Genomic DNA, 19,198 nt, shown 5'->3' with positions numbered 1-19,198 from the left:
TCATGGCAGGCAGCGTCAACAAGGTCATCATCGTCGGCAATCTGGGGCGCGACCCCGAGAGCAAGGCGTTCCAGAACGGCGGCAAGGTCGTCAACCTGCGCATCGCGACGTCCGAGTCCTGGAAGGACAAGATGTCGGGCGAGCGCAAGGAAAAGACCGAATGGCATTCGGTCGCGATCTTCAACGAAGGTCTCGCCAACGTCGCGGAGAAGTATCTGCGCAAGGGCTCGAAGGTCTATATCGAGGGCGCGCTCCAGACCCGCAAATGGCAGGACGCGCAGGGCCAGGACAAATACTCGACCGAGATCGTGCTGCAGGGCTTCAACAGCGTGCTGACGATGCTCGACGGCCCGAATGGCGGCCAGGGCGGTGGCGGCGGCGGTGGTAGCCGCGGCGGCGGCGACGACTGGGCCGGCGGTGGCGGCGGCAACGACTTCGGCGGTGGCTCGTCGGGCGGCGGCGGTTACGGCGGCGGCGGCGGTCGTGGTGGCAGCGCGCCATCGGGTGGCGGCAGCGGTGGCGGGGCACGCGGCGGCAGCTTCGGCCAGACCGGCGGCTTCTCGGACGATCTCGACGACGACGTTCCGTTCTAAGCTCCGTGACGACGCTGTATTCCGTCCCGACGTCGGTCGGTTTCGACGAGGCCGAGCGCGCGCGCGTGATCTCGGCCTACGACGTCGCGGGCGCGCGTGCGAAAGGTCAGCTCGACGACATCGTCGCGTTCGCGGCCGAGTTGTGCGGCGCGCCGATCGCGTTGCTGAGCCTGGTCGAGGAGGAATATCAACGCTTCCTCTCGCGCAGCGGCACCGATCTCGACCAGACGCCGCGCAGCATGTCGTTCTGTGCGCACGCGATGCACCATCATGACGTGATGGAGGTGCCCGACGCGCGCATCGATCCGCGCTTTACCGACAACGCGCTGGTGACCGGTGCGCCCTATGTCCGCTTCTATGCCGGTGCGCCGCTCGTTTCGAGCGAAGGCGTTCCGCTGGGAGCGCTGTGCGTGCTTGCACCCAACGCACGCGAAGGGCTGACACGGTTCCAGCGCGATGGGCTGACGCTGCTCGCCAAAGCGGCGATGGGGCGGCTCGACGATCGCCGCACCGCGCGTGAGCAAGCGGTTTCCGAGGCCGAGGCCCGGCGGACGCTGGAAGCGAGCGACCTGAAGTTCCGCACGCTTGCGGACACCATGCCGCAGATGGTGTGGTCGACGCTTCCAGATGGTTTTCACGACTATTTCAACGCGCGCTGGTACGAGTTCACGGGGACTCCCGTGGGCACGACCGATGGCGAGGGCTGGAACGACATGTTCCATCCCGAGGACCAGGATCGCGCATGGGCCGTCTGGCGCCAGTCGCTCGAGACCGGCGAGCCCTATAACATCGAATACCGGCTGCGGCATTTCGACGGCACCTATCGCTGGGTGCTGGGGCGCGCCTTGCCGGTGCGCAGCGCGGACGGGGCGATCCTGCGGTGGTTCGGGACGTGCACCGACATCCATGAGCAGAAGCTCGCCTATGAAGAGCGCGAAGTCATCAGCCAGGAGCTGAGCCACCGGATCAAGAACATCTTCGCGGTGATCGCAGGGCTCATCACCTTCTCGGCGCGCGGCCGCCCAGAATTTGCCGGGATCGCAACCGACCTTCGGCACCGGATCAACGCGCTGGGTCGGGCACATGATTTCGTCCGACCGCACAGCGCGCAATCGCGCCCGCATGCGGAACAGGACAGCCTCATCGGACTGCTCGGTGACCTGTTCGAACCCTATCAGCAGCTCGGTTCGGACCGGATTGCGGTGCACGGCGACGACGTGCGGATCGACGATCGGTCGGCGACGCCGATCGCGCTGCTGTTTCACGAACTGGCGACCAACGCGACCAAATATGGTGCGTTGTCGAACGCCGATGGCGCGGTGTCGATAACCTTGGAGCGCGGCGACACGCTGGTGGCAATGACCTGGCGCGAGACCGGCGGGCCCGCGGTGGTCGATCCCGACGATCGCGCGGGGTTCGGGAGCCAGTTGATCGAAATGAGCGCGGTGCGGCAACTGGGCGGGACGGTGGTTCGCGACTGGCGCCCGACCGGGCTGTGCGTCGCGATCACGATACCGCTATCGTCATTCAGTCGGTGATCACGCCGGTCGATCCGCCGCGCAATTGGTCAGACGATCGCGGTCCGGAGCTGGACGAGTTCTGAAACCGGGGGTGCCGCGCCCGTCGTGGCGAGCTGCGCTGCCGCAAGGATCGCGGCGTCGCTGAACGGCTTGCGGATATAGCCCAGGCAATCGGCATCGCCGATCTGACCTGGATTGGCGGTCACGAACACGACCTTCACACCGTGATCGCGCGCGATCGCCGCTGCGATCTCGGGCCCGGTGGGTCCATCGCGCAGGTTGATGTCGACAAAGGCGAAGTCGCACTGCGCCGCGGCAGTGAGCGCACCCGCGCGATCAGCCGCGATCGCGGCAACGGTATAGCCGGCGTCAATCAGGATCCGTTCGAGATCCAGTGCGACGAAAATCTCGTCTTCAACGATCATGGCTGTCTTCGTCATCGGCTAGGCAACACATGATACCGACAGGGGTTCCCGCCGGTCTTAACCATCCCGTGCATTCGCGACACGGCGTGACAATTATGTTGCGACGCTTCGAACAAGCGTGCGGGTGTCGAATCACGCCGCGCGCAGGAGGAAGATCGCATGCTCGGCGAGCAGGTTCGCTGCCGCCGACGTCGTCTGCTTGTCGCCCGAGAGAAACCAGCTGCGCTCGATGACGACGCCCCGCTGTCGCAGGAACTCGCGAAAGTCGTCGATCGTGACATGATGGATGTTCGGCGTGTCATACCAGCGTTCGGGCAATTGCCGCGTCACCGGCATCCGGCCACCCCACAGCAGCGACAGCCGCACGCGCCAATGCGCGAAATTGGGGAAGCTGACAAAGGCACGGTGCCCGATCCGGAGCAGCTGATCGAGCACGAGATCGGGTGCGCGCGCGGTTTGCAGCGTCTGACTGAGGATCGCATAGTCGAAGCTCGCATCGGGGTAGCCCGCCAGGTCGATATCTGCGTCGCCCTGGATCACCGACAGCCCGCGCGCGACCGCCGACGCGACGTTGCGCGCGTCGATCTCCAGCCCGCGCGCATCGACGCCGCGGGTGTCGCGCAGCGCGGCCATCAGCGCGCCGTCGCCACAGCCGATATCGAGCACGCGGCTGCCTTGCGCGACATGCCCGGCGATGACGGCGAGGTCGGTGCGTAACGTCATGGTGCGGTCCGTAACTGATCGGCAAGCCCGGGGGCGAGCCGCTCCATGTAGCGATCGGCGCGGACCAGCGGGTGGAAGCCGAGCCCCGCATAGACGCCGTGCGCATCAGCGGTGACGAGGCCGATCCGCCGAAGCCCGGCAAACGACGGATGATCGAGGAACCAGCCGACCATCCGCCGCCCGAGCCCCTGCCCGCGTACCGACTCGTCGACCCAGACATCGGCCAGCCACGCAAACGTCGCGTGATCGGTGATCATCCGCGCGAAGGCGACCTGCGCGTCGTCGCGGTACGCACCGAGGCAGTGCGATCCCGCGATCGCGCGTTCGACGAGCGCACGCTCGATCCCCGGCGACCAGTAGCTGCTTGCCAGCCAGCTATGGATGCGGTCGACCTGCAACCGGCTCGCATCGTCCGACAACGTGATCGTCATCGCCCCGCCCTCAGGAATCCGTCGACGACCCGGTTGAGATCGGGCGCCTCGAGCAGGAACGCGTCGTGGCCGTACGGGCTCGACAGCTCGACGAAGCTGACCGGCGCGCCGGCGGCGTTCAACGCCTGAACGATCACGCGCGATTCGGCGGTCGGATACAGCCAGTCGGTGTCGAAGCTGACGAGGCAGAAGCGCGACCTGGTCGCGCGGAAGGCGTTGGCGAGCAGCCCGCCATGCTCCTCCGCAAGATCGAAATAGTCCATCGCGCGCGTGATGTAGAGATAGGAGTTCGCGTCGAACCGGTCGGTGAAGGCGAGCCCCTGGTGGCGCAGATAGCTCTCGACCTGGAAATCGGCGTCGAACCCGAACGACTTGGCGTCACGCGCCTGGAGGCGGCGGCCGAACTTCTCGGTCAGCCCCGCTTCGGACAGATAGGTGATGTGCGCCGCCATCCGCGCGACGGCCAGCCCGGCGGTCGGCGCCGAATCGTCGTGATAGTCGCCGCCACACCAGTTGGGATCGGCCATCACCGCCTGACGCCCGACCTCGTGGAACGCGATATTCTGTGCGGTGTGGCGCGCGGTCGAGGCGATCACGACGCACGCCTTGACGCGCTCGGGGAACGTCGCGGGCCAGCTCAGCGCCTGCATCCCCCCCATCGATCCGCCGACGACCGCGTGGAGCACGCCGACGCCGAGATGATCGAGCAGCATCGCCTGCGCGCGGACCATGTCGCGGATCGTGATGACCGGAAACGCCATCGCCCACGGGCGCCCGGTCGCCGGGTTGATCGTCGCGGGGCCGGACGAGCCCATGCAACTGCCGAGCACGTTCGCGCAGACGACGAAGTGGCGCGCGGGGTCGATCGGCCTCCCCTCGCCCACCATGCGGGTCCACCAGCCGGGCTTGCCGGTGCGCGGGTGGTTCGACGCGACGTGCTGGTCGCCGGTCAGCGCGTGGCAGATCAGGATCGCGTTCGAGGCATCGGCGTTCAGCGTGCCATAGGTCTCGTACGCGATATCGACCGGCGACAGCAGCACGCCGCCGTCGAGCCTGAGCGGTCCGGGCAGCGTGACGCGGCGCGCGAGGCCGAAGCGGCTATCGGTCACGGGGTCGATGGTCGCAGGATCGAGCATGCCGCGCGCTACCATAGGCGGCGGCGGTCATGCCAGCGCGACGTCCACATCCACGCCCCTCCCCCGACGGGGAGGACCGGGCAAACCTTCCCGTCATCCTGACGAAAGTCAGGACCCAGGGTCACAGGCGGCGACATTGGTGGCTCTGGATCCTGACTTTCGTCAGGATGACGGGCGAGGAGAAGGCAAGCTCGATGCCGACCTTTCGCCCCTGGGACACACAAGCATTTGCCACCGTGGCACGCGGGCCGCTATGCCCCGCGGCCATGACAACTATAGCGCCAGCCCCCGCCCCGAAGCCCTGGATCATGGGGATCGCCCCCTATACGCCCGGTCGTTCGACGACCGACGATGGTCGCACGGTGATCAAATTGTCGTCGAACGAGAATCCGCTGGGTACCAGCCCCGCGGCGAAGGCGGCGTTCGATGCCGCCGACCGGACGCTCGAACGCTATCCCGATGCGAGCGCGGCCGAACTGCGCGAGGCGCTGGCCGCGCATTACGACCTCGATCCGGCGCGCGTGATCTATGGCACCGGATCCGACGAGATCCTCCACCTCGTCGCGGGCGCCTATGCGGGGCCCGGCGACGAGATCATTCATGTCCGCTACGGATTTGCGGTGTACGAGATCGCCACCCGCCGCGTCGGTGCCGAGCCCATCGTGGTCGACGATCGCGATTACGCGACCGACGTCGATGCGATCCTGGCCGCGGTGACCGAGCGGACGCGCGTCGTGTTCGTCGCCAACCCGAACAACCCCACCGGCACGTTCACCCCGCGGGCCGAGATCGCCCGGTTGCACGCCGGCCTGCCGCGCTCGGTGCTGCTGGTGCTCGATCAGGCCTATGCCGAATATCTGAGCCCCGAGGAGGATGACGCGGGTCTCGCGCTCGCGATGACCGAGGCCAACGTGCTCGTCACGCGGACCTTTTCGAAGATCCACGGTCTTGCCGCCGAGCGGATCGGCTGGGGCTATGCCTGCGCGCCGATCATCGATGCGATGCACCGCATCCGCGCGCCGTTCAACGTCACCACCGCGGGCCAGGCCGCAGCGGTCGCGGCGCTGGCCGATACCGGCTTCGTCGACGCGACCCGCGCGCACAACGACCAGTGGCGCAGCTGGTTCGTCGAGCAGGTCGCGCAGATGGGCAATGCGGGTCTGCGCTGCGTGCCGTCGAAGGCGAATTTCGTGCTGGTGCTGTTCGAGGGCGGGCTCACCGCCGACACCGCGTATCACGGGCTGATGGAGGCGGGCTATATCGTCCGCTGGCTGCCCGGACAGGGCCTGCCCAACGCGCTGCGCATCACGATCGGCACCGAGGACGAGACCCGCGGCGTGATCGCGGCGTTGCGCACGCTGGTCGAGCGGGGCTGATGCTGCCGTTCGCGCGCGTCACGATCCTCGGGCTCGGACTGATCGGATCGTCGATCGCGCGCGCCGTCGGGCACGCGATGCCGACCGTCCGACTGACCGGCTATGACGCCGATGCCGAGGTTCGCGCGACCGCCGATCGGCTCGAGCTCTGCCATGACGTCGCCGACAGCGCGGGCGCGGCGGTGATCGATGCCGATCTGGTGATCCTGTGCGTACCGGTCGGCGCGATGGGCGCCGCCGCCGCGGACTTCGCCGCGGACCTACCCGCGGAGGCCATCGTCAGCGACGTCGGCAGCAGCAAGACCGAGGTCGCGCGCGTGCTTGCCGAGGCGCTGCCCGGTGCGACGATCATCCCCGCGCACCCGGTCGCCGGTACCGAGCGGAGCGGCCCCGAAGCCGGCTTCGCCACGCTGTTCAACAATCGCTGGTGCATCGTCACGCCCCCGGAGGGCGCGGACGCGGTCGCGGTCGAGCGCGTCGCCGAATTCTGGCGTCGGCTCGGCGCGCAGGTCGAGTTCATGGCGCCCGACCATCACGACCGCGTGCTGGCGATCACCAGCCACCTGCCGCACCTGATCGCCTATACGATCGTCGGTACCGCGAGCGATCTCGAGGAGGTCACGCAGTCCGAGGTGATCAAATATTCGGCAGGCGGCTTCCGCGACTTCACGCGCATCGCCGCGTCCGACCCGACGATGTGGCGCGACGTGTTCCTGACCAACCGCGAGGCCGTCCTGGAGATGCTCCAGCGGTTCTCCGAGGATCTGAGCGCGCTGCAGCGCGCGATCCGCTGGGGAAAGGGCGACGAGCTGTTCGACCTGTTCACGCGGACCCGCGCGGTACGGCGGTCGATCGTCGAACAGGGTCAGGACGACGACGCCGCCGATTTCGGACGCGCGCACGACTGACGCTGCGGCCGGCGCGTCAGCCGTCGAGCGCGTTCATCGCCGCATGAACGCGCGTCTCGGCCTCCTCGCGATTGAGGCCCGGTGGAATGACCTCGCCGAAGCGGAACGTGATGACGCCTGGCCGCTTGGGCCCCTTGCGCGGCCAGACGAGGCCGCTGTCGCACGCGATCGGCACCGTCGGCAGGCCGAGCGCACGGTACAGGCCGGCGAAACCGGGCTTCAGCGGCGGATGGTCGCCAGGCAGGACACGCGTGCCTTCGGGAAAGATCAGGATCGAGCGGCCGGTCGCCTTGGCGGCGGTCGCCTCGCGGATGATGCCGCGCATCGCCTTGGCCGAGGCTTCGCGGTCGACGACGATCGCGCCGTAGCGCCGCGCGGCCCAGCCCCAGAAGGGGATCTGCGCCAGCTCGCGCTTGAGCACCATCGCAGGCCCGTCGAGCATCGCCTGCAGCTCGAGTGTTTCGAACATCGCCTGATGCTTGCAGGCATAGAAGGCCTGGCCGGTCGGTCGCGTCCCCTCGACACGGATCCGGATGCCGAGAATCCACCGCGCCGCCCAGCGGTGAAAGCGGGTCCAGACGGTCGAGTGCACGATCACCGCGCGTGACCCGAACAGCGCGCTGATCGGCACGGTCATGACGATCGGGGCCGATATTCCGTAAAAGACGATCATGAAGACGATCGTGCGTATCCAGGCGATCATGCGCCAAATCCTATCCACAATGCGATCCGACGCAGGATCAGCTTGTTATATTCGTTGACCAGCGTGCCCAGTCTCGGACTGCCGGGCACGCCGTCGCCCAGCACGATGACCTTGGGGCCAAGCACGGCCGACAATTCCATCCGCGCGCGCGGCAGATGCCAGTCCGACGTGACCAGCCTGACCGTGCGATAGTCGTGCGTCTCGACCCATTGCGCGGTCTCCTCCGCGTTCGAGCGTGTGTCGACCGCATCGGCGCCAAGATCGATGCAACAGTCGAACAGCCGCGGCGAGGTACGGTATTCGAGCGCAAGGTCGATCGGCCTGACCCCCGGCGCGACCCCGGTGACCAGCATCCGCTTGGCCTGGTGATCGCGGAGCAGCGCAAGCCCCCGGTCGATTCGCCCCGGTCCGCCGGTCGGCACGACGATCGCGTCGGTCGTCGTGCCGTCGAGCGGCTGCGGCAGCAACAGCATGAATGCCGCGAACCCCAGCGCCCAGGCGAGCACGGCGATACCGAACAGCCGGACGATCACAGCGACGTCCTCAACGCCCGGACGATCGTCAGCCGCGCCGCCGCGGTCGCGAGGAGGAGGAAGACGAGCGGGAGTGCGGCGAGGATGATCCAGTCGCTCGACGACAGGCCGATCCCGTTGAGCAGTTCGGAGCCGAGCCCCTCGAGCCGCGTGGCGATGAACAGGATCACCCCCGCTGCGGCAAGCGCCCCTCCACTGCCGCCGATCGCCGCGTCGAGCGCGACCCGCCGCTGGAACAGGCGCGCGACCTGCCGATCGGTCGAGCCGAGCATGTGCATGACCTCGATCGTCGCGCGGTGCATCTCGAGCCCTGCGCGCGCCGCGAGCACGACGACCGCGGCGGTCGCGCTGGCCATCAGCAGGACAAGAGCGAAGGCGAGCCAGGTCAGCGCCTGCATGAAGCTGCTGACCGGGGACATCCAGTTCTCGTGCCGGTCGACGCGTGCGGCGGGCGTGACCGCCCGGACCGCCTCCACGACGCGGGCGATGCCGCGGTCGTCCTGCCCCACGAGATCGACGTCGATCATCGCCGGAACGGGCAGGTCGGGGTCTGCGCCGTCGCTGCCGAGCCATGGCCGGAGCAGTCGCGTGAGCGCGGCGCGATCGACCGGCTGCGCGCGCGCGACCTCGGGACGGCGGCGAAGGACCGTCAGAATACGCCCGGCATCGCGATCGCGGCGGACCGCGTTGCCGTCGACGATCTGGACGGTCAGCCGCCCCGCAAGCTGGCGCTCGAGCAGACGCGCGGCGCTTGCGGTCCCCAGCCCCAGCGCGAGCGCGAGCATCGTGAGGAACAGCATGATCCCCATCACCCACGTCATCGCACGGACGCCCCCCGCCTCGTCGAGGACGCGGTGTTCGGGGGCGTTCACGCGTCCATCCGCGGCGGCGGCGGATAGCGCAGCGACCCCGTCGGATCGAGCAGCCTTCCCTTGTCGAGCCGCATCATCTGCGCATTGGGAATGCGGTTGAGCAAATGGAGGTCGTGCGTCGCGACCACCACCGTCGTGCCGAGCTTGTTGAGCGAATCGAACAGATGCAGCAGGCGCTCGGCCATGTCGGGATCGACGTTGCCGGTGGGCTCGTCGGCGACGAGCATCTCGGGGCGTGCGATCACCGCGCGCGCAATCGCCACGCGCTGTTGCTCGCCACCCGACAGCGTCGCGGGGCGGGCATCGGCGCGCGCGGCGAGCCCGACCCAGGCGAGCATCTCCTCGACCGGCTGGCGAATGCTTGCTTCGGCCATCCCCGCGACCCGCAGCGGCAACGCGATATTGTCCCAGGTCGAAAGATGCGGGACGAGGCGGAAATCCTGGAACACGACGCCGATCCGCCGCCGGAACCCCGGCATCCGGTCGCGCGGGAGCAGTACGGCGTCCTCCCCGAACAGGCGGATGATGCCGCGACTGGGCCGCTGGGCGAGGTACAGGAGCTTGAGCAACGACGTCTTGCCCGCGCCGCTTGCCCCGGTGAGGAAATAGAAGGCGCCACTGCGCAGCGTGAACGAGATGTCCGACAGCGTCTCCTGCCCGGCATCCTGACCGGTACCGTAACGCAGACCCACATTCTCGAACTGCACGATATTCGCCATGAACCCGGTTGCGTCCGCTGTTGTTCGCCTGTGCCCTGCGCTGCGCTTTCGCATGAAAGCTTGCGCAGCTTCAAGCATGCGGCGACCGCAGCGGGATCGCGACCCGTCGATGATGCGTCCGCATGCCCGATACTTGCCGCCGATACTTGCCACGAGCCGCGGCGGCGTGCTTAGTTTCGGCACGAACGGCCCCGTCCCGCGGCCGGCAGTGAAGCGTGCCCGATGATCCTCCAATGCCCCGAGTGCAGCACCCGTTACCTGGTGCCCGACAGCGCGATCGGCGCCGAGGGCCGGACCGTCCGCTGCGCCAATTGCCGGCACAGCTGGTTCCAGGCCGCCGCGCTCGTCGAACCGCCCGCCGACGCGTGGCGCGATGCCGCGCCCGACGAGGCCTCCGCCACGGCAAAAGCGGATTTCGCCCCCTTGTCCGGCACGACGCCGTTCTCGTCCTTCCCGATGTCGGCGGCCCAGACCGCGGACGATCTGCCCCCGCCGATCATCAAGCCGTTTGCGCCGGCGCCCGCCACGGTGCCGATCATCCCGCCAGCGTCGTCATTGTCGTCGCCGGCATCGTCGCCCTCCTTGTCCTCGGCATCGTCTATCGAGACGGCGTATGCCGCCGACGCGGATGTGGGTCCGGCCGCCGCGACCCAACAGACCTATGCCAATTCCAGGGGCGGCGATGCGAGCGACCGCCAGAGCGGCATCGCGAATTACGATTCGTTCACGCAACCGGCACCGTTCCGCGCGCGCCGCAACACCGCGCGGCTCTGGACGATCGGCGCGGTGGCGGCCGGGTTGCTGATGCTGCTTGGCGTCGCCGCGATCCTCTATGTCGGCGCGCCCGGGCTCGCCAGCCAGCTCGGGCTGGTCGCAGGATCCGCCGAGACGCCGTTGCGGCTGCGCGACAATCCGATCGAACGGCGCGAGCTGGAGAACGGCTCCGAGCTGTTCGCGGTCAGCGGGCAGGTCACCAACCCGTCCGATTCGACGCAGCGCGTTCCCGATATCCGCGCCGAATTGCGCGATGCGCAGGGCCGGATCGTCTACAGCTGGACGATCACGCCGCAGAAACGCACGCTCACCCCAGGCGCGGCGATCGATTTCAACTCGGCCAAGCTGGATGTACCCGCCGATTCGAAGCGGCTCGAGCTGAGCTTTGCGGGCGAAAGCGGCGCGGCACGCTGATCGATGTGCCGCGCCGCGCGGCCATAGGTCGCGCGAATGCGGGGACATGCGGATAAATCGTGCTGCCGGGCGCCAAAGGTGCGGAAAGGGCGTTGCGGGATCGTAAAAGCCTTGCTAGTGGCACCGGCCTACCAGCTAGCCGGCTTGTCCGGTAAGTGTTTCACGTGCGGCCGTGGCGGAACTGGTAGACGCGCAACGTTGAGGTCGTTGTGGGCGAAAGCCCGTGGAAGTTCGAGTCTTCTCGGCCGCACCACTTTTCCAGATTGAACCAGGGCAGAGCCTTCCCTGCGGGGACAGCGCATCGCCGAGTGGAGTCCGTGATGGCCGATTCGATCGACGACCAGATCATCGAGACGCCAGACGGCCCGATGACGTTCGCCCAGTGGAAAAAGAAGAATCCGGTCCAGCTTCCGTCACGGCGGACCAAGGGCAAGAAGCTGCCCAACAAGGTGAAGCTGACGACCGACGAAGTCTGACGCGTGAGGCAGGGCGTATATCGCCCGAATCCCGGGCGCGACCGCCGGTCGCCACCCCCCTCCCCTTGATCAGCGCCGGATGATCGCGGTCAGGAACCCTGTCACCGCGTCGTATCCGGTGCTGCTCAGCGAAATCTCGATGCGGCGGCGGTCGGCCGGATCGCTGACCCGGTCGATCAGCTTGAGCTTGTGAAGATGCTCGATCCAGCGTTGCGACGTCGTGACGGGGGCATCGGCCATGCCGACGAGCGTCTTGACGTTGGTGGGACGAGGATCGTCATGCGCGACGAACAGCGCGATGAGCATGTCCCAGGCCGGCTCATGGAACAGTTCGGCGGGAAGGAACTGGCGCCGAAGCTTGCGATGCGCGAGGATTTCCCGCGCCCGCGCGAGCAGCATCGGCGTGCTGATCACGCCATCATCATCCTCCGCGCGCGCGTCCAGCAACCGCTCCGCATTGGCATTGAACTCCTCACTCATCGCCGAAAGCCGCGACCCGAGATCCTTGATCAGACCCGCAACGATTTCGTCCTTCACCATATGCTCCCGCTTGCCCCCAGGGCGGTCAGATAGGAATCCCGTGCCATCCGGTCGCCATCGCCAGTTGTGTCCCGGCAGGTAACGCCAGCTACTAAATCCGTGGTGATAGACAGCGTTCCGCTTCCTTAGACACTGTCGGTGGGCAACTCTGCCGATCTAATGAAATATCGAGCAGCCCCATGGGATGGTCAACCATCATTCATGTACCATGATTTGTCACGCTATTCTTGCGTCAAATTCGAACGCGAAGCCAGATCATCCGCGATTGTTTTCCGCCGCATCGGGTACGGATAGGTTCATTATGGATTAATCTGGCTGCGGTAGGGAACACACTGAAGAACAAGTGGTTAGACCGCCGACCAATCTAGTACCTATTTTTCTTCTTGATCTGAATTACAATGAGCGCACAAACCCCCGATGATACTGGTTGCCCGAGGAGACGCGCGATGAATGCCGCACGAACCTATGAGCTGCTCCAGGAAGCCTGCCAGGCGCTCGAAGAGGCCGGGGACCATGCGATTTCGGCCTATGTCGGCGTGAGCATGGCGATGGTGCAGGCCAAATATAAAGTCGGTCGCGATCATCTCGAGCCGCTCGACCAGGGCTGACGCTGACGCCGGCGCGTATCCCGCGACCGGGATTGCTGCCGGGTCCGCTGGTTCGCACGGCTGAACCGTACGCAAACGCCTGACGAAACCGTTTTTGCGGTCCCCGAGCAATTGATATAGCGGCGATCCGGTCCGATCGTCCTGCATCAAGCGTTGGGCAGGGGAACGTACGAAAGGTTATCGTGACTCCCCGTCTGTCTGCCGTGCCGGTGTATCTGAACGCGATCGGGACCGCCGTGCCCGATCATGACATCCATCATGCCTTTATCGGCTGGGCGCGGTCGCGGGTCGATCCCGCGTCCGCCAGGCTGTTCGACAGGATGGCGGCGCGATCGGGTATCGCGCATCGCTGGTCGGTGCTGCCGCCGACCTTGCGCGACCTGCCCGACACGACGCCCGGATCGCCCGTCGACGCGGGCGGCTTTTATGCGACCGTGCCGCATCCCGGAACCGCGGACCGGATGGCGATCTATGCCGAGGCGGCGCCACGTCTCGCGATCGACGCGATCGGCACGCTGCAGGATGAGATGGCGCTCGGATCGATCACGCATCTCGTCGTGGCGAGCTGTACCGGGTTCGTCGCGCCGGGAATCGACCAGATCATCGCGCGGAAGATCGGGCTTTCGTCCTCGGTCGAACGACTGCTGATCGGATTCATGGGGTGTTACGCCGCGATCGTCGCGTTGCGCAGCGCGCGTCATATCGTGCGGTCCGATCCTGACGCACGCGTGCTCGTCGTCACCGTCGAATTGTCGACGTTGCACCTGCAGGCGGTATCCGAGATCGAGCCACTCCTCGCGATGCTCCAGTTCGGCGACGGGGCGGCGGCGGCGCTGGTCACCGCCGAGCCGATCGGATTCGAATTGCAGGCGCCGTTCGCGACGACGTTGCCAGACAGCGAGGCCCTGATCCGCTGGGACATCACCGATGCGGGGTTCGCGATGCATCTGTCGGGCGAAGTCCCCGGACGGATTGCGCAGGCGCTGACCGATCCTGCGTTCCGGGCCGCCGCCAGCGGGGGACAGCCCGCCGAGACGATCGATGGCTGGGCGGTCCATGCCGGCGGGCGATCGATCCTCGATGCGGTCACGCATGCGATGGCGTTGCAACCCGACGCACTCGATGCCTCGCGCGCGGTGCTGGCCGACAACGGCAATATGTCGTCGGCCACGCTGATGTTCGTCCTGAAGCGGCTTCTGACGGGCCCGCGGATCGAGCGCGGGGTGGCACTCGCGTTCGGACCGGGGCTTGCGGCGGAAGGTCTGGGCTTCCGGAGCGCACCATGAGCCTCGCGGTCCGCGCGCTCGACGAGGAACTGATGGACGCGGACGATCTCGCGCCCGAAACCTACGCGGCGGTGGTCGCCGATCTGGCCAGGGTCAACGTCGTCACCATGGCCGCGCGGCCTACCCTGGCGTTTCTCAACCGCATCACCGCGAACCGGAAGCGGTTGCGGTTGCTCGATGTCGGGTTCGGCGACGGCGACATGCTGCGGACGATCGAACGCTGGGCGACGGCGAGGGGGCTGCAGACCGAACTGGTCGGCGTCGATCTCAATCCGCGCAGCGAGCAGGCAGCGCGGGCACACACCGCGCCCGGGTCGACGATCCGCTACGTCACCGGGGACTATGCGGAGCTTGCGGGCGAACCGGATGCGGAACCGCGGTGGGACGCCGTCATCAGCAGTTTGGTCGCGCATCACATGAGCCATGCGCAGCTGATCGCGTTCCTGCGCTTCATGGAGGCCAATGCGCGGTGCTGGATGGTCAACGATCTGCATCGCCACGGCTTTGCCCATTGGGGCTATCCGATCCTGGCGAGACTGGCGCGCTGGCATCCGATCGTCCGTCACGACGGGACGCTGTCGATCGCGCGCTCGTACCGGCCGGATGAATGGCCGGCGATCCTGGCCGAGGCGGGGATCGCCGACGCGCGCGTGTTCCGGGCCTTTCCGTTCCGCCTCTGCGTCGAACGCCTGCGGTGACCGATACGCGCGCGCTGATCGTCGGCGGCGGGCCGGCGGGGGCGGCGGTCGCGATCGACCTCGCGCGGGCGCGCGTCCCGCATCTGCTGCTCGAGCGCAGTCGCGTCACGGGCGATGCGCTGTGCGGCGGGTTCCTGAGCTGGCGAACGCTCGAGACGCTCGCCCGGCTGGGGATCGATCCCGACACGCTCAACCCGGTGCGGACGACCGCGGTCCGGATCTTCGCCGGCGACCGCATCGCGCGCGCCGATCTGCCTTACCCTGCGGTCTCGGTATCGCGCCGCCACCTCGATACGGTGCTGCTGGCGGCGGCGGCCGGGCAGGGCGCGGCGATCGAGCGCGGTGTGACCGTGCGTGAGATCGAGGCGGACCGGCTGCGGACCGCGGATGGCGCGCTGCTCACGACGCCGGCGCTGTTCCTTGCAAACGGGAAGGCCGATGTGCGCGGGACAGCGCGCCCCGAATCGGCACGCGGCGCCGATCCGACGCTGGGCATCCGCGTCCGCGTGATCCCGTCCCCGGCACTGGCGAAGGCCCTGGCAGGGCGGATCGACCTGTACCTGTTCGATCGTGGCTATGCGGGGCTCGCCTTGCAGGAGGATGGCAGCGCCAATTTGTGCATGGCGGTCCACCGGTCACGCTTGCAGGACGCAGGATCGCCCGCGGACCTGCTGGCGACGCTCGGGCGCGAGATGCCGGCGCTGGGGGAATGGGTCGCCAGGCTCGCGCCCGGGGCTGCGATCGATGCGATTGCGAACGTCCCCTATGGCTGGCGGCAGCGGACGGGGCAGGCGGGGCGATACCGGCTGGGCGATCAGGCGGGCGTCATCCCGTCGCTCGCGGGCGAGGGCATGGGGATCGCGCTTGCAAGCGGTCTGGCGGCGGCGCGGGCGTACCGGGCCGACGGCGCGGGAAACGCCGCCGCGTGGCAGCAGCGATTGTCGGCGTCGCTGGCACGCCCGATCGGCGTCGCAGGCGCGGTCCGGCGGGTGGCGGAAAGCACCGCTGCCGCGCGATTGATCCCGTTCGCGCATCCCATGCTGATCCGGATGCTCGCACGGGCGACGCGGATCGGCGGGTGAAACGCACCGCGGCAGGCCGCGCGGTCGAAACGCTTGTCGGCGGGCCGGATAAGGCGTAATTCGTCAACCCTTCATGGCTCGCGCGCGTCCCGCTTCCCGCTCCCCTCGGCCTCGCTCCCCATGGCGCCGCCGACTTGTCCTCCTCCTGAAGGTGCTGATCGGCCTCGCTGTGCTTGCCTTCGGTGCGCTCGTGATCGCCGTGTACATCGCGCGATCGCAGCTGCCGAGCTTCGAAAGCCTCAAATCGTCTCCCAATGGACAGATGATCCGCGTCCATGCCGCCGATGGCAGCGTGATCGTGTCGATGGGGCCGAGCTTCGGCGAATGGCTGCCCTATGGCCAGATCCCTGCGGTGATGCGCGACGCGACGATTGCGGTCGAAGATCGCCGCTTCAGGTCGCATATCGGCGTCGACCCGGTCGGCATCGCGCGGTCGGTCAAGGTCCGCTTCGATCGCGGGCACTGGACGCAGGGCGGATCGACGATCACCCAGCAATTGGCGCGCAACGTCTTCCTCAACAACCAGAAGAAGTTCGGGCGCAAATTCCGGGAGGGCATCCTCGCGTTCGCGCTGGAGCGCAAGTTCAGCAAAGACGAGATCCTCGAGCTGTACCTGAACAAGGTCTATTATGGCGGCGGCGCGTACGGGATCGACGCCGCATCGCGCAAGTTCTTCGGCCATGGCGCGGATCATCTGTCGCTGGCCGAGGCTGCGGTGATTGCGGGGCTGGTCAAGGCGCCGTCCAACTATTCGCCGACCGCCGATGCCGAGGCCGCGGTGGGTCGTGCGGGCGTCGTGTTGCAGACGATGGCCGAGACGGGGGTGATTTCGGCCAGCGAGGCCGCCGACGCGGACGTTCAGGGGCTCAAGCTCGCGCCCGAGCCCAGGCAGAACAGCGTGCGCTACTTTACCGACTGGGCGCTTCCGCAGCTCGATACGCTGATCGACGAGACCGAGGCACCGCTCGAGGTGTGGACGACGCTCGACCTGTCGATGCAGCGCCACGCCGATGCCGCGATCCGGGCGAACACGCCCGCCGGCGCGCAGGGTGCGCTCGTCGCGCTCGACCGCGATGGTGCGGTCAAGGCGATGGTCGGCGGCAAGGATTATGTCTCGTCGATCTACAACCGCGCCACGCAGGCGGTCCGCCAGCCGGGATCGTCGTTCAAGCTGTTCGTGTATCTCGCGGCGCTGGAGGCGGGTCACAAGCCCGAGGATTCGATCGTCGACGAACCCGTCACGATCAACGGATGGACGCCGCGCAACGATTCGCGGCGCAATTCGGGGCCTGTGTCGTTGCGCACCGCGTTCGCCTATTCGCTGAACACGGTGGCGGCGAAGCTCGGCCAGGAGGTCGGGTTCACGACGGTCGCCGACATGGCGCGGCGGTTCGGGATCACGACGCCGGTCAATACGCATCCCTCGATGGTGCTGGGCACGTCGGAGACGCGCGTGATCGACATGACGCGTGCCTTTGCGAGCGTGGCGAGCAAGGGGATCGCGGTGACCCCATACGGGATCACGCGCGTCACCTCGAACGGCCAGACGATCTACACGCATGAGGTCGATCGCAGCCATGTGCTCGTCGCGCCCTATGTCGCCGCCGAGATGACCGACCTGTTGCAGACCGCGGTCAACACCGGAACCGGGCGCGCCGCGCAGATCGGTCGTCCGGTGGCGGGCAAGACGGGTACCACGACCGCCTCCAAGGACGGCTGGTTCCTCGGCTTCTCGAGCGGGATCACCACTGGCGTCTGGATGGGACGCGACGATGCACGACCGATCGCGGGGCTGCACGGCGGCACCGCGCCCGCGCGCGCCTGGGCGGCGTTCATGAAGCCCGCGACCGCGGACCGGCCGATCGAGCAGTTCGAGACACAGGTGACGCTGCCCGAATGGCAGCTGGAGCCCGACGAGGAGAGCTATTTCGGGCAACCCGACAACGGCCAGATGATGGTCGACGAGAATGGCAACCCGATCGAGAGCGGCATGCCGCAGGACGTGCCGACCGACGCGCAGACGGGTGACGCGCTACCGCGGCCCGAGGCCGATCCGTCGGGTACGCCGTCTGCCGCACCGGCACAGCAGCTCAATCAGGACTGGATCGACCGCGTGACCGGCCGCGACCCGGCGCGTGACCCGCGGACGCGGGAGCAGGTCCCGCCGGGGCGCCAGCCGCTACAGCGCGATCCGGCGCGCGACCGCGTTCCAACCGATCGTTATTCGAGCGACCGGTATTAGGGCGATCGGCAGGATGGGCGGTATCAGGATGGGCGGCCGACCCAGTGAAGTGCCGCACCATGCGTGCGTAGCCAGATCCGCGCCGGGGTCGGGTCCGCGCCGTAGAGGTCGGCGACGAGCGCGTGGAAGACGGGTGCGTGGTTCATGTGGATGCGGTGCGCGACCTCGTGCGCGACCGTCGCGCGCCGGACATAGCTAGGCGCGAGAATAAGCCGCCAGTTGTAGCGGATCACGCCGCTCGACGCACAGCTGCCCCAACGGCCTTTCGCATCGCCGATCGCCACCTTGGCGACGCTGACCCCGGCCTTGGCGGCATATTCGGCCGTCTCGGCCTCGAGCAGCGCAAGCGCGGTGCGTTTCAGCCACGCCTCGACGCGACGCGCGATCGTTTCGGGGGGACCCGACAGCGACACGATCGCGCCCTCACGCACGACCGTCCGGCGATTGCCGGGGGTCCACGCGATCGTCAGCGGTTCGTCGGCGACGGTGATCACCGCGCCGGGAATGAAGGGCAGGGGGCTTGGCAGCAACGCACGCTGTTCGGCGATCCAGTCCGCCTTGCCCTGAGCCCAGGCGAGCGCCTGTTTGAGCGCGGCGCGCTTCGGGACGACGAGACGGGCGCGACCGCTTGCAGGATCGATCGACAGCCGCGCGCGGCGTGCGCGGGGGTGGCGGACGATCTCCAGACCCTCGATCACCGGCTTAGAGTTCGCGATCGATCACGTGATATTCAAGATCGCCCGCCTCGTCCTCGCTGATCGTCCAGCCGCGGACCGACTGTTTCGCGCGGTGCACCGCCTCGCGGTCGCCGCAGACGAGATAATGCCACTCGGGCAATTGTTCGCCCGCTGCACGGAGACGATAGGCGCAGGTCGAGGGCAGCCAGTCGATGTCGCGGACGTTCGCGGTCGTCAGCCGGACGCATTCGGCGACATAGGCGTGGCGGTGGCGATAATCGGAACATTGTCCGCTGCGCCGGTCGAGCAGGCGGCACGAGACGTTGGTCGCGACGAGTTCGCCGGTATCCTCGTCCTCGAGCTTGTGGATGCAGCATTTGCCGCAGCCGTCGCACAGCGCTTCCCATTGACCGCGGTCGAGCTTGTCGATCGGCGTGTCTTCCCAGAACCGGTTGCTCATAC

22 protein-coding genes and 1 tRNA gene are annotated in these 19,198 nt (G+C 67.6%); 12 read left to right on the top strand and 11 right to left on the bottom strand.

The window, feature by feature from the left end:
- Positions 1-2: 2 nt before the first annotated feature.
- Together ssb and ASE72_RS07370 are read left to right on the top strand one after the other, a co-directional pair.
- Positions 3-593 carry a single-stranded DNA-binding protein gene (gene ssb, locus ASE72_RS07375; RefSeq protein ID WP_056018353.1) on the top strand — a complete coding sequence of 197 codons (591 nt, stop codon included), beginning with the start codon at positions 3-5 and terminating at the stop codon, positions 591-593.
- Positions 594-598: 5 nt separating this feature from the next.
- Positions 599-2,131 carry a sensor histidine kinase gene (locus tag ASE72_RS07370; RefSeq protein ID WP_443024728.1) on the top strand — a complete coding sequence of 511 codons (1,533 nt, stop codon included), beginning with the start codon at positions 599-601 and terminating at the stop codon, positions 2,129-2,131.
- Between the two features lie 29 nt (positions 2,132-2,160).
- On the opposite strand, the gene ASE72_RS07365 is transcribed toward ASE72_RS07370, so the two are convergent.
- The 4 genes from ASE72_RS07365 to metX form a co-directional block, all read right to left on the bottom strand.
- Complete coding sequence (locus ASE72_RS07365; protein ID WP_056018350.1) at positions 2,161-2,553, bottom strand: response regulator; 393 nt, start codon at positions 2,551-2,553, stop codon at positions 2,161-2,163.
- Between the two features lie 117 nt (positions 2,554-2,670).
- Positions 2,671-3,261 carry a methionine biosynthesis protein MetW gene (gene metW / locus ASE72_RS07360; RefSeq protein ID WP_056018347.1) on the bottom strand — a complete coding sequence of 197 codons (591 nt, stop codon included), beginning with the start codon at positions 3,259-3,261 and terminating at the stop codon, positions 2,671-2,673.
- A complete protein-coding gene (locus tag ASE72_RS07355) occupies positions 3,258-3,692 on the bottom strand; it encodes a GNAT family N-acetyltransferase (protein ID WP_056018343.1) in 435 nt (144 codons plus the stop codon). Before ASE72_RS07355 ends, metW begins: the two co-directional genes overlap by 4 nt.
- A complete protein-coding gene (gene metX / locus ASE72_RS07350; protein ID WP_056019214.1) occupies positions 3,689-4,828 on the bottom strand; it encodes a homoserine O-acetyltransferase MetX in 1,140 nt (379 codons plus the stop codon). The genes ASE72_RS07355 and metX overlap by 4 nt, the downstream gene beginning before the upstream one ends.
- A 266-nt stretch (positions 4,829-5,094) precedes the next feature.
- Between metX and hisC the strand changes: the two genes are divergently transcribed.
- Both hisC and ASE72_RS07340 read left to right on the top strand, forming a co-directional pair.
- The gene (gene hisC / locus ASE72_RS07345) at positions 5,095-6,204 is read left to right on the top strand and encodes a histidinol-phosphate transaminase (protein ID WP_056019211.1); all 1,110 of its coding nucleotides are present in this window, start codon (positions 5,095-5,097) and stop codon (positions 6,202-6,204) included.
- Positions 6,204-7,112, top strand: coding sequence for a prephenate/arogenate dehydrogenase family protein (locus ASE72_RS07340; protein WP_056018341.1), 909 nt, complete (start codon positions 6,204-6,206; stop codon positions 7,110-7,112). Before hisC ends, ASE72_RS07340 begins: the two co-directional genes overlap by 1 nt.
- A gap of 16 nt (positions 7,113-7,128) precedes the next feature.
- Here ASE72_RS07340 and ASE72_RS07335 read toward each other — a convergent pair whose 3' ends face one another.
- Genes ASE72_RS07335 through ftsE form a run of 4 tightly spaced genes read right to left on the bottom strand, consistent with a single transcriptional unit; the run spans position 7,129 to position 9,939 of the window.
- Positions 7,129-7,815 carry a lysophospholipid acyltransferase family protein gene (locus tag ASE72_RS07335; RefSeq protein ID WP_056018340.1) on the bottom strand — a complete coding sequence of 229 codons (687 nt, stop codon included), beginning with the start codon at positions 7,813-7,815 and terminating at the stop codon, positions 7,129-7,131.
- Positions 7,812-8,348: a YdcF family protein gene (locus tag ASE72_RS07330; protein WP_056018338.1), complete on the bottom strand. Its 537-nt coding sequence runs from the start codon at positions 8,346-8,348 to the stop codon at positions 7,812-7,814. The genes ASE72_RS07335 and ASE72_RS07330 overlap by 4 nt, the downstream gene beginning before the upstream one ends.
- Positions 8,345-9,220 (bottom strand): cell division protein FtsX, encoded by an 876-nt coding sequence (locus ASE72_RS07325; protein ID WP_056018336.1) that lies wholly within the window; start codon positions 9,218-9,220, stop codon positions 8,345-8,347. The genes ASE72_RS07330 and ASE72_RS07325 overlap by 4 nt, the downstream gene beginning before the upstream one ends.
- Positions 9,217-9,939 carry a cell division ATP-binding protein FtsE gene (gene ftsE, locus ASE72_RS07320; protein WP_056018334.1) on the bottom strand — a complete coding sequence of 241 codons (723 nt, stop codon included), beginning with the start codon at positions 9,937-9,939 and terminating at the stop codon, positions 9,217-9,219. The genes ASE72_RS07325 and ftsE overlap by 4 nt, the downstream gene beginning before the upstream one ends.
- A gap of 222 nt (positions 9,940-10,161) precedes the next feature.
- On the opposite strand from ftsE, the gene ASE72_RS19570 reads away from it, so the two are divergent.
- The 3 genes from ASE72_RS19570 (at position 10,162) to ASE72_RS20635 (ending at position 11,603) form a co-directional block, all read left to right on the top strand.
- Positions 10,162-11,127, top strand: coding sequence for an MJ0042-type zinc finger domain-containing protein (locus ASE72_RS19570; RefSeq protein ID WP_056018332.1), 966 nt, complete (start codon positions 10,162-10,164; stop codon positions 11,125-11,127).
- A 166-nt stretch (positions 11,128-11,293) separates the two neighbouring features.
- Positions 11,294-11,380: transfer RNA gene (locus ASE72_RS07310), tRNA-Leu, on the top strand.
- A gap of 67 nt (positions 11,381-11,447) precedes the next feature.
- On the top strand, positions 11,448-11,603 hold the full coding sequence (locus tag ASE72_RS20635; protein WP_200916172.1) for a hypothetical protein: 156 nt from the start codon (positions 11,448-11,450) through the stop codon (positions 11,601-11,603).
- 69 nt (positions 11,604-11,672) lie between these two features.
- On the opposite strand, the gene ASE72_RS07305 is transcribed toward ASE72_RS20635, so the two are convergent.
- Positions 11,673-12,140, bottom strand: coding sequence for a hypothetical protein (locus ASE72_RS07305; RefSeq protein ID WP_156350174.1), 468 nt, complete (start codon positions 12,138-12,140; stop codon positions 11,673-11,675).
- Positions 12,141-12,589: 449 nt separating this feature from the next.
- Between ASE72_RS07305 and ASE72_RS20160 the strand changes: the two genes are divergently transcribed.
- The 5 genes from ASE72_RS20160 (at position 12,590) to ASE72_RS07285 (ending at position 18,059) form a co-directional block, all read left to right on the top strand.
- The gene (locus tag ASE72_RS20160; protein WP_156350173.1) at positions 12,590-12,751 is read left to right on the top strand and encodes a hypothetical protein; all 162 of its coding nucleotides are present in this window, start codon (positions 12,590-12,592) and stop codon (positions 12,749-12,751) included.
- A gap of 182 nt (positions 12,752-12,933) precedes the next feature.
- Complete coding sequence (locus ASE72_RS07300) at positions 12,934-14,037, top strand: type III polyketide synthase (RefSeq protein WP_443024727.1); 1,104 nt, start codon at positions 12,934-12,936, stop codon at positions 14,035-14,037.
- On the top strand, positions 14,034-14,735 hold the full coding sequence (locus ASE72_RS07295) for a methyltransferase domain-containing protein (protein WP_056018328.1): 702 nt from the start codon (positions 14,034-14,036) through the stop codon (positions 14,733-14,735). Before ASE72_RS07300 ends, ASE72_RS07295 begins: the two co-directional genes overlap by 4 nt.
- Positions 14,732-15,817, top strand: a complete 1,086-nt coding sequence (locus ASE72_RS07290) for an NAD(P)/FAD-dependent oxidoreductase (RefSeq protein WP_056018326.1) — start codon at positions 14,732-14,734, stop codon at positions 15,815-15,817. Before ASE72_RS07295 ends, ASE72_RS07290 begins: the two co-directional genes overlap by 4 nt.
- 73 nt (positions 15,818-15,890) lie before the next feature.
- A complete protein-coding gene (locus ASE72_RS07285) occupies positions 15,891-18,059 on the top strand; it encodes a transglycosylase domain-containing protein (RefSeq protein ID WP_082445830.1) in 2,169 nt (722 codons plus the stop codon).
- A gap of 23 nt (positions 18,060-18,082) precedes the next feature.
- On the opposite strand, the gene ASE72_RS07280 is transcribed toward ASE72_RS07285, so the two are convergent.
- Together ASE72_RS07280 and ASE72_RS07275 are read right to left on the bottom strand one after the other, a co-directional pair.
- On the bottom strand, positions 18,083-18,757 hold the full coding sequence (locus ASE72_RS07280; protein ID WP_056018324.1) for a M48 family metallopeptidase: 675 nt from the start codon (positions 18,755-18,757) through the stop codon (positions 18,083-18,085).
- Positions 18,758-18,761: 4 nt separating this feature from the next.
- Positions 18,762-19,196 (bottom strand): YcgN family cysteine cluster protein, encoded by a 435-nt coding sequence (locus tag ASE72_RS07275; RefSeq protein WP_056018322.1) that lies wholly within the window; start codon positions 19,194-19,196, stop codon positions 18,762-18,764.
- Positions 19,197-19,198: the final 2 nt, after the last annotated feature.

The sequence above is a fragment of the Sphingomonas sp. Leaf20 genome, assembly GCF_001421535.1.
In the GTDB taxonomy this organism is placed as follows: Bacteria; Pseudomonadota; Alphaproteobacteria; order Sphingomonadales; family Sphingomonadaceae; genus Sphingomonas.
The sequence above is the reverse complement of the archived record's forward strand: the minus strand, read 5'-3'. Positions and strand labels throughout refer to the sequence as shown.

What these genes read in the sequence shown, in the direction of transcription:
- ftsE (WP_056018334.1), bottom strand. Translation starts at nt 9,939, where the DNA reads ATGGCGAATATCGTGCAGTTCGAGAATGTGGGTCTGCGTTACGGTACC.
- ASE72_RS20160 (WP_156350173.1), top strand. Translation starts at nt 12,590, where the DNA reads ATGAATGCCGCACGAACCTATGAGCTGCTCCAGGAAGCCTGCCAGGCG.
- ASE72_RS07275 (WP_056018322.1), bottom strand. Translation starts at nt 19,196, where the DNA reads ATGAGCAACCGGTTCTGGGAAGACACGCCGATCGACAAGCTCGACCGC.
- hisC (WP_056019211.1), top strand. Translation starts at nt 5,095, where the DNA reads ATGACAACTATAGCGCCAGCCCCCGCCCCGAAGCCCTGGATCATGGGG.
- ASE72_RS07335 (WP_056018340.1), bottom strand. Translation starts at nt 7,815, where the DNA reads ATGATCGCCTGGATACGCACGATCGTCTTCATGATCGTCTTTTACGGA.
- ASE72_RS07285 (WP_082445830.1), top strand. Translation starts at nt 15,891, where the DNA reads ATGGCTCGCGCGCGTCCCGCTTCCCGCTCCCCTCGGCCTCGCTCCCCA.
- metW (WP_056018347.1), bottom strand. Translation starts at nt 3,261, where the DNA reads ATGACGTTACGCACCGACCTCGCCGTCATCGCCGGGCATGTCGCGCAA.
- ASE72_RS07340 (WP_056018341.1), top strand. Translation starts at nt 6,204, where the DNA reads ATGCTGCCGTTCGCGCGCGTCACGATCCTCGGGCTCGGACTGATCGGA.
- ASE72_RS19570 (WP_056018332.1), top strand. Translation starts at nt 10,162, where the DNA reads ATGATCCTCCAATGCCCCGAGTGCAGCACCCGTTACCTGGTGCCCGAC.
- ASE72_RS07355 (WP_056018343.1), bottom strand. Translation starts at nt 3,692, where the DNA reads ATGACGATCACGTTGTCGGACGATGCGAGCCGGTTGCAGGTCGACCGC.
- ASE72_RS20635 (WP_200916172.1), top strand. Translation starts at nt 11,448, where the DNA reads ATGGCCGATTCGATCGACGACCAGATCATCGAGACGCCAGACGGCCCG.
- ssb (WP_056018353.1), top strand. Translation starts at nt 3, where the DNA reads ATGGCAGGCAGCGTCAACAAGGTCATCATCGTCGGCAATCTGGGGCGC.
- ASE72_RS07365 (WP_056018350.1), bottom strand. Translation starts at nt 2,553, where the DNA reads ATGACGAAGACAGCCATGATCGTTGAAGACGAGATTTTCGTCGCACTG.
- metX (WP_056019214.1), bottom strand. Translation starts at nt 4,828, where the DNA reads ATGCTCGATCCTGCGACCATCGACCCCGTGACCGATAGCCGCTTCGGC.
- ASE72_RS07295 (WP_056018328.1), top strand. Translation starts at nt 14,034, where the DNA reads ATGAGCCTCGCGGTCCGCGCGCTCGACGAGGAACTGATGGACGCGGAC.